Source organism: Variovorax sp. 20P10.2.4, from assembly GCF_058244205.1.
Genome location: NZ_JBZAYE010000372.1, coordinates 1 through 7,400, shown reverse-complemented (window position 1 = coordinate 7,400; position 7,400 = coordinate 1). Strand labels below are relative to the sequence as shown.

Below are 7,400 nucleotides of genomic sequence, written 5' to 3'. Positions count from 1 at the left end.
GTCGGGATGCAGCGCATCGACCGCGCCGGCCGCCAAACAACGCTGGCTGTCGATGGGATCGCTGAGCATGAGCCACTGCTGCGCGCGCAACGCCCCGATGCGCCGCGCGAGGAACCACGAGCTGCCCGCGTCGGGCGACAGGCCGATGGCCGCGTAGCCGGTGCGCAGCTTCATCGACTCGGCCGCGAGCACGAAGTCGCCGGCCAGCGCGAGCCCCACGCCCGCCCCGCCGACCGCGCCGTTGAGCACGGTCACGAGCGGCGCCGGGCCGTTCACCAGCCGCAGCAGCGCCGGATGCAGGGGATCGAGGATTTCATCGACCAGCGCGGGCAGGTCTTCCCCGGCCGCGACGAACTCCTCGATGTCGCCACCGGCGCAGAACACCCGGCCCTCGCCGGTCAGCAGCACCACGCGCGGCGCGGCCGCCAGCACCTCGTCGATCGCGCGCACCAGCACGCGGCTGCTCGCGGCGCCGATCGCGTTGGCGCGCTCGGGACGGCGCAGCACGATGCGGCCGATGCCCTCCTCCACCGACCAGGCGATGCCGTGCTCGAGCGGCATTTCAGATGCCCGTGAGGCCGCCGGTGCACATCAGCGTCTGGCCGCTGACGTAGTCCGACTCGGGAATGCACAGCAGGTAGACCGCGCCGGCCGCCTCCTCGGGCGTGCCGCCGCGGCCCAGCGGAATGGTCTGCTCCATCATCGACAGCAGGCCGGGGTTGATGCCGACCTTGATCTCGCGGCCGTCGATGTTGGCGGTGGTCGCATCGGCCGCGCTCGCGGTCAGCCGGGTCTGGATGAAGCCGAAGGCCACGCAGTTGACGGTGACGTTCATGCGCCCCCATTCCTTGGCCAGCGTCTGCGTCATGCCGACGATGCCGGCCTTGGCGGTCGCGTAGTTGGCCTGGCCCGCGTTGCCGAACAGCCCGGCCACCGAGGAGATGTTGACCACCTTGCGCACGGTGCGCCGACCGACTTCGGTCTCGGTCTTCGAGAGCTGGCGGATCACCGGCTGCGCCGCGCGCAGGATGCGGAACGGCGCCGTGAGGTGCACGTCGAGCATGGCGTACCACTGCTCGTCGGTCATCTTCTGCACCACGCTGTCCCAGGTGTAGCCGGCGTTGTTGACGATGATGTCGAGGCCCTGGAACTCGCTGACCGCGGTGCCGACGAAGCGCTCGGCGAAGTCGGGCGCGGCCACGCTGCCGTTGCAGGCCACGGCCTGGCCACCGGCGGCGCGGATGGCCTGCACGGTCTCGTCCGCGGGGCCGGCGTCGAGGTCGTTGACCACCACGCGCGCGCCTTCCGAGGCGAGCTTGAGCGCGATCGAGCGGCCGATGCCGCGGCCCGAGCCGGTGATGAGGGCGACCTTGCCTTCGAGTCTGGATGTCATGTCTGGATGTCTTTCTTCGTTGTCGATCCCTAGGCCAGCGCCACCAGCGCTTCGCCCGCGATGCGCACCTGGCCGTGCTGGTTGGTGCTGCTGACTTCCACGCGCACGCAGCGCTCGCCGTCGCGCTCGAGCTTCTCGACCACGCGGCCCGTGCAGCGCACCGCATGGCCCAAGTGGGTCAGGCCCTGGAAGCGCACGTCGAAGCGGCGCAGCTGCGACTGCGGTGCCCACTGCGTGAGCAGCCGGCCGAGCCAGGCCATGCCCAGCATCCCCTGCGCGAACACGTCGGGCATGCCGGCGCGGCGCGCGAAGTCGATGTCGATGTGGATCGGGTTGTGGTCGCCCGAGGCGCCCGCGAACAGCGCGAGCGTGGTGCGGTCGACCGGCGGCAGTTGCAGCGGCGGCAGTTCGTCGCCGACCTGCACGGTGTCGTGGTTCGGTGCGGTCATGGGGTTCCTCGGGCTCAATGCCGGCAGACGATCACGGTGCGCAGCTCGGCCACCAGTTCGTCGCGCTGGTTGGTGGCGCGCGAGCTCTTCACCACGAACTCGAGCGCGCCGTTCTTCTTGTCGTAGATGTCGGTGATGGTCGAGCGCACCGTCACGGTGTCGCCCGCGCAGGCCGCACGGTGGTAGCTGAAGCCCTGCTCGCCGTGCAGCAGCTTGGCCAGCGGTATGCCCAGGTCGGCCAGCAGCTGGTTGGACGCGCCCGAGTCGAGTTCGGCCGCGAACAGGAAGGTGGGCGGCGCCGGCAGGTCGGCATAGCCGGCATCGCGCGCCGCGGCGGGGTCGGTGTAGACCGGGTCGGTCTCGCCGATCGCCTTGGCGAAGAACTGCAGCCGCGTGCGCTCCAGCGGCAGCACCGAAGCGGGCAGCTCGTGGCCGATCCATTTCCTGTCGATCATCGCGGGCCTTTCTTCAGACGCGCTCGTAGAGCGTGACCACGCAGGCGCCGCCCAGGCCCAGGTTGTGCTGCAGCGCGAGCCGCGCACCCTCGACCTGGCGCTTGTCGGCCGTGCCGCGCAACTGCTGGACAAGCTCGGTGCATTGCGCCAAACCGGTGGCACCCAGCGGGTGGCCCTTGGACAACAGGCCGCCCGAGGGATTGGTCACGACCTTGCCGCCATAGGTGTTGTCGCCATCGACGACGAACTTCTCGGCCCCGCCCACCGGGCACAGGCCCAGCGCCTCGTAGCTGATCAGTTCGTTGTGCGCGAAGCAGTCGTGCAGCTCGACCACGTCGATGTCCTGCGGGCCCACGCCCGCCGCCTCGTAGACCTTCTGCGCCGCCTCGCGCGCCATGCTGAAGCCGACCACCTCGCGCATGTCGCGCGCCTCGAAGCTCACGGGGCGGTCGGTGGTCATGGCCTGGGCCTTGATGCGCACGCTTCGGTCCAGGCCGTGGCGCTGCGCGAACTCGGCCGAGCAGACGATGGCGGCCGCCGCGCCGCAGGTCGGTGGGCAGGCCATCAGCCGCGTCATCACGCCGGGCCACATCACGGGCGTGGCCAGCACCTCGTCCTCGGTCACGACGGTGCGGAACAGCGCCACCGGGTTGTTCGATGCATGGCGACTGGCCTTGGCGCGGATCTTCGCGAAGGTCGACAGCTGCGTGCCGTACTGCTGCATGTGGGCCAGGCCCGCGCCGCCGAAGTAGCGCAGCGCGAGCGGCACCTGCTCGTTGCCGACCAGCTCGTCGGTGATGGCCTCGAAGCGGTCGAAGGGGCTGGGCCGGTCGTTGAACACCGCGCCCAGCGCGCCCGGGCTCATGTGCTCGAAGCCGAGCGCGAGCACGCAGTCGGCCGCGCCGCTGGCCACGGCCTGGCGCGCGAGGAACAGCGCGGTCGAGCCGGTCGAGCAGTTGTTGTTGACGTTGACCACCGGGATGCCGGTCATGCCGACCTCGTAGAGCGCGCGCTGGCCGGCCGTGGAGTCGCCGTAGACATAGCCCACGTAGGCCTGCTGCACCTGCTCGTAGCCGATGCCGGCATCGGCCAGCGCCGCGTTGAGGGCCTGCGCCGCCATCTGCGGATACGGCAGGTTCGCGCCGGGCTTGGTGAAGGGGATCATGCCGACACCGACGACATGCACATCCTGGGTCATGGGAATTCCTCTCTGTGTAATGAATGGAAGCGAAAAGATCAGGCGATCGCGCGCTGGCGGTCCTTCCAGAACGGCTCGCGCAGCTTGGTCTTGAGTACCTTGCCGGCGCCCGAGAGCGGCAGCGCCTCGACCAGCGCCACGCTGCGCGGGCACTTGTAGCCCGCGATCAGGGTCTTGCAGTGCGCGATCAGCTCGTCGGCCGTGACCGGCTGCCCCGGCTTGGCGACCAGCACCGCATGCACGGCCTCGCCCCACTCCTCGCTCGGGATGCCGATGACCGCGCAGGCCGCGACCGCCGGATGCTGGGCGATGGCATTCTCGACCTCGGCCGAGTAGATGTTCTCGCCGCCGCTGATGATCATGTCCTTCATGCGGTCGACCACGAAGATGAAGCCGTCGTCATCCATGTAGGCGCCGTCGCCGGTGTGCATCCAGCCCTCGCGCACCGCGGCGGCCGTCTGCTCGGGCTTGTTCCAGTAGCCGAGCATCACGTTCGGCCCGCGCACCGCCACCTCGCCCACCGTGCCGCGCGGCACTTCGGCGCCCTCGGCATCGACGATGCGCACTTCCATGCAGAAGCTCGCGCGGCCGGCCGAGCGCAGCTTGCCGGCCTTGCGGCCCTCGACCGTGTGGTACCAGGCGGGGTTGATGGTGGCGACCGGCGACAGCTCGGTCATGCCGTAGGCCTGCACGAAGTCCACGCCCGGCAGCGCCGCCATCGCGCGGTTGAGCACGGCCTCGGAGATCGGCGAGGCGCCGTAGGCGATGCCGCGCAGGCTGCCGAGCTCGCGCGGCCTGTCGCGCATGGCGGGATGGTCGACCAGCATCTGGATCATGGTCGGCACCAGCAGCGTGTGCGTCACGCGCTCGCGCTCGATCGCATCGAGCACGGCCTCGGGGTTGAACATCGGGATCACCACGTGCGTGTTGCCCTGGAACCAGTGCGGCCCCGAGATGCCCATGTCGGCCAGGTGGAACATCGGCGCCGCATGCAGGTAGCAGCCCTCGGCCGGCGCCATGCCCTCGGCCTGGGCGGCCAGCGCCGAGGCGCAGAGGTTGGCGTGGCTCAGCATCACGCCCTTGGGAAAACCCGTGGTGCCGCCGGTGTAGAAGATGCCGGCGAGGTCGTCGCCATGGCGGTAGGCGTCGGGCACCGGCGCCGCGCTGTCGAGCAGCGCCTCGTAGCCGAGCATGCCGGCGGGCACCGCGCCGTCGCCGCAGTAGATCAGCTCGCGCAAGGTGGTGGACTGGCCGCGCAGCTGCTCGGCGGCGGCGCGGAAGGCGTCGTCGACCAGCAGGATCTGCGAGCCGGAGTCCTCTAGCGAATAGAGGATCTCGGCCGGCGACCAGCGGATGTTGCAGGGGTTGAGCACGCCGCCGCCCCAGGGCACGGCCATCTGGTATTCGAGGTAGCGGTCGGAATTGAGCGACAGCATCGCGACCCGGTCGCCGTTCTTCATGCCGAGTTTCTGCAGCGCGCCGGCCAGCCGGGCCACGCGTTCGCCGAATTCGCGGAAGCTCTTGCTGCGGCTGCCGAAGCGCACCGCGGTCTTGTCCGGTTTCTGCTGCATCGCGCGGTGCAGCGCCTGGGTCAGGTACATGGTGGCTCGTCTCCTAATCGTTGGTCTTGTCGTCACGCCTTTGTAGGTCTGTTTCTGGCGTGAGCGCATGGTAGAAATCCGGGCCCGGGCCGGCGATTGCGCTTCGCGTCGTTCGCATTGCAGAAAACGTCAATCGACGGCCCGGCGCGTCCCGTGTACGGTCGAATCGCCCTCTCCCATGCTGCAACCGCCCGTCACCATCCCGATCGCCTTCGTCGAAGGCATGCTTTCCGGCATCCGTGCCCGCGGCGCCGCCGCCCCCATCGACATCGACCGGGCGCTGGAAGACGCGGGCGTGCCTCCGCCGCTGTTGGCCGAGCCGGGCGCGCGCGTCACGGCCGAGCAGTACGTGGCGCTGTTCGCGCTCTTGATGGACCGGCTCGACGACGAGTCGCTGTGCTTCCTCACGCGCCGGATGCGCCGCGGCAGCCTGGCGCTGATCGCGCGCTCCACGCTCGGCGCCCCCGATTTCGGCCATGCGCTGCGCCGCGTGGCCCACACCTTCAGCCTGCTGCAGGACGACCTGCGGCTGGTGCTGCTGCGCGAGGGCGAGCTCGCGGGCTTCGGCATCGCGATCGAGAACCCCGCGATCGGCCACCAGAACTTCCTGCACGAGCTGATGCTGCGCGTGTACTGGCGCCTGCTGGCCTGGCTGCACGGCGGGCGGCTGGCGGCGCGGCGCTTCGACTTCGGCTTCGCGCTGCCGCCCTACGCGGCCGGCTATGCCAAGGTGTTCCCGGGCACCTTGCGCTTCGGCCAGCCCTGCTCGGCCGTGTGGTTCGACGCCGAGGCGCTGCGCACGCCGATGCACCGCGACGCGCATGCGATCCGCGACTTCCTCGCGGCCTCGCCCGGCAACGTGATCCTGCCGCGGCTGGCCGAGCAGCCCATCAGCGCCAAGGTGCGCGAGATCCTGCAGCAGAAGCGCCCGGCCTGGGCCGACCTCGCGACCGTGGCCGCCTGCCTGCACATGTCGGTCAGCACCCTGCAGCGCCACCTGGCGACCGAGAGCACCTCGTTCCAGGCGCTCAAGGACCAGTTGCGGCGCGACGTGGCGATCGTGCGGCTGGCCACCAGCGCGGTGCCGCTGGCGGCGCTGGCCGCGGAGCTGGGCTTCGCCGACAGCGCGGCCTTCCAGCGCGCCTTCAAGACCTGGACCGGCGGCGCGCCGGGTTCGTACCGGCGCCGCGTGGCCGCGGCGGGCGGTGGCGATTCCCTGCCGGCGCCCTGAGTTTTCAGAAGGTTCCGGAACCACCGCAAGGCCCGGGCGACAATCGCCCCATGCCTCCCACCTCCGACCTGCCCCCGCTCAACCGCCAGTTCGTCGCCCATTTCGGCGAGATGGGCAGCAAGTGGGGCATCAACCGCACCGTCGGCCAGATCTACGCGCTGATCTTTCTCTCGGAACGTCCGCTCAATGCCGACGAGATCGCCGAGCTGCTCGAGTTCTCGCGCTCCAACGTGAGCATGGGCCTCAAGGAGCTGCAGGCCTGGCGCCTGGTGCGCCTGCGCCACCAGCCCGGCGACCGGCGCGAATACTTCGAGGCACCGTCGGACGTGTGGGAGATCTTCCGCGTGCTGGCCGAGGAGCGCCGCCGCCGCGAGATCGAACCCACGCTCTCGATGCTGCGCAACGCCCTGCTCGAGTCGCCCCACAGCGAGGCCGAGCGCCATGCCCAGGAGCGCATGCGCGAGATGCACGACCTGATCGACCGGCTGATGAAGTGGTTCGACGACGTGCAGCGGCTGTCGCCCGAGACCGCGATGCAGCTCATGGGCATGGGCGCGACGGTGACGCGGGTGCTGACGCTCAAGGACCGCATCACGGGCGGGGCGGCGAAGCGAAAGAAGCCGGACGCCTGAGCGAGGGCCGTCGCATGCGGACGGCCTCACCCCATCACAAACGCTCCTGCCCCTCCGGCGTTTCAGGCATCTCGAATTTTTCCTTGCGGACGGCGTCGTCGGCCATCAGCTCGAACCACATCGCATTGAGCACCGCGAAGGCGGCCGCCAGCGGCAGGCCGAGGATCCAGGCGAAGTACCACATCGTTTTTCCTTCCTTGCAATCAGTACGCGTGACCGCGTTCCTCGCGGATCGCCTTCTCGTCGACCTTGCCCCACAGCACGTGGTAGACCCAGGTCGTGTAGGCCACGATCAGCGGGATGAAGATGGCCGTGACCACCAGCATGATGAACAGCGTGAGATGGCTCGAGGACGAGTCCCACACGGTGAGGCTGGCGCGCGGATCGATCGAGGACGGCAGGATGAACGGGAACATCGAGGCACCCACGCTCAGGATGATG

Annotated in this window: 10 protein-coding genes; 2 read left to right on the top strand and 8 right to left on the bottom strand. The window is 69.8% G+C overall.

All coding sequences use genetic code 11. The features are described 5' to 3' along the window. The 6 genes from AC27VN_RS27270 to AC27VN_RS27245 all read right to left on the bottom strand — a co-directional run. A partial coding sequence (locus tag AC27VN_RS27270; protein WP_490878550.1) for an enoyl-CoA hydratase-related protein occupies window positions 1-561 on the bottom strand: 561 nt, incomplete at its 3' end. Between the two features lies 1 nt (window position 562). Beyond that, a complete protein-coding gene (locus tag AC27VN_RS27265; protein WP_490878549.1) occupies window positions 563-1,393 on the bottom strand; it encodes an SDR family NAD(P)-dependent oxidoreductase in 831 nt (276 codons plus the stop codon). A 29-nt stretch (window positions 1,394-1,422) separates the two neighbouring features. After that, on the bottom strand, window positions 1,423-1,842 hold the full coding sequence (locus AC27VN_RS27260; protein ID WP_203201704.1) for a MaoC family dehydratase: 420 nt from the start codon (window positions 1,840-1,842) through the stop codon (window positions 1,423-1,425). Between the two features lie 14 nt (window positions 1,843-1,856). Further along, window positions 1,857-2,297, bottom strand: coding sequence for a MaoC family dehydratase N-terminal domain-containing protein (locus AC27VN_RS27255; RefSeq protein WP_093355806.1), 441 nt, complete (start codon window positions 2,295-2,297; stop codon window positions 1,857-1,859). Between the two features lie 13 nt (window positions 2,298-2,310). After that, a complete protein-coding gene (locus AC27VN_RS27250; protein WP_490878548.1) occupies window positions 2,311-3,495 on the bottom strand; it encodes a lipid-transfer protein in 1,185 nt (394 codons plus the stop codon). Window positions 3,496-3,533: 38 nt separating this feature from the next. Beyond that, a complete protein-coding gene (locus AC27VN_RS27245) occupies window positions 3,534-5,096 on the bottom strand; it encodes a long-chain-fatty-acid--CoA ligase (RefSeq protein ID WP_208510543.1) in 1,563 nt (520 codons plus the stop codon). Between the two features lie 178 nt (window positions 5,097-5,274). Here AC27VN_RS27245 and AC27VN_RS27240 point away from each other — a divergent pair, with 178 nt between their 5' ends. Both AC27VN_RS27240 and AC27VN_RS27235 read left to right on the top strand, forming a co-directional pair. Continuing rightward, entirely contained in the window at window positions 5,275-6,327 is a 1,053-nt protein-coding gene (locus tag AC27VN_RS27240; RefSeq protein WP_296789319.1) for an AraC family transcriptional regulator, read from the top strand. Window positions 6,328-6,377: 50 nt separating this feature from the next. Beyond that, window positions 6,378-6,959, top strand: coding sequence for a GbsR/MarR family transcriptional regulator (locus AC27VN_RS27235; RefSeq protein WP_093355795.1), 582 nt, complete (start codon window positions 6,378-6,380; stop codon window positions 6,957-6,959). Between the two features lie 34 nt (window positions 6,960-6,993). Here the strand turns inward: AC27VN_RS27235 and cydX are convergent, their stop codons facing one another. Both cydX and AC27VN_RS27225 read right to left on the bottom strand, forming a co-directional pair. Continuing rightward, window positions 6,994-7,143: a cytochrome bd-I oxidase subunit CydX gene (cydX, locus tag AC27VN_RS27230; protein ID WP_093355792.1), complete on the bottom strand. Its 150-nt coding sequence runs from the start codon at window positions 7,141-7,143 to the stop codon at window positions 6,994-6,996. A gap of 19 nt (window positions 7,144-7,162) precedes the next feature. Continuing rightward, window positions 7,163-7,400 (bottom strand): cytochrome d ubiquinol oxidase subunit II (locus tag AC27VN_RS27225; RefSeq protein WP_490878547.1); only part of this gene is annotated, 238 nt, incomplete at its 5' end.

Excerpts from the sequence above, each read along its gene's own strand:
- AC27VN_RS27250 (WP_490878548.1), bottom strand. The coding sequence starts at position 3,495 with ATGACCCAGGATGTGCATGTCGTCGGTGTCGGCATGATCCCCTTCACC.
- AC27VN_RS27255 (WP_093355806.1), bottom strand. The coding sequence starts at position 2,297 with ATGATCGACAGGAAATGGATCGGCCACGAGCTGCCCGCTTCGGTGCTG.
- AC27VN_RS27235 (WP_093355795.1), top strand. The coding sequence starts at position 6,378 with ATGCCTCCCACCTCCGACCTGCCCCCGCTCAACCGCCAGTTCGTCGCC.
- AC27VN_RS27245 (WP_208510543.1), bottom strand. The coding sequence starts at position 5,096 with ATGTACCTGACCCAGGCGCTGCACCGCGCGATGCAGCAGAAACCGGAC.
- AC27VN_RS27265 (WP_490878549.1), bottom strand. The coding sequence starts at position 1,393 with ATGACATCCAGACTCGAAGGCAAGGTCGCCCTCATCACCGGCTCGGGC.
- AC27VN_RS27260 (WP_203201704.1), bottom strand. The coding sequence starts at position 1,842 with ATGACCGCACCGAACCACGACACCGTGCAGGTCGGCGACGAACTGCCG.
- cydX (WP_093355792.1), bottom strand. The coding sequence starts at position 7,143 with ATGTGGTACTTCGCCTGGATCCTCGGCCTGCCGCTGGCGGCCGCCTTC.
- AC27VN_RS27240 (WP_296789319.1), top strand. The coding sequence starts at position 5,275 with ATGCTGCAACCGCCCGTCACCATCCCGATCGCCTTCGTCGAAGGCATG.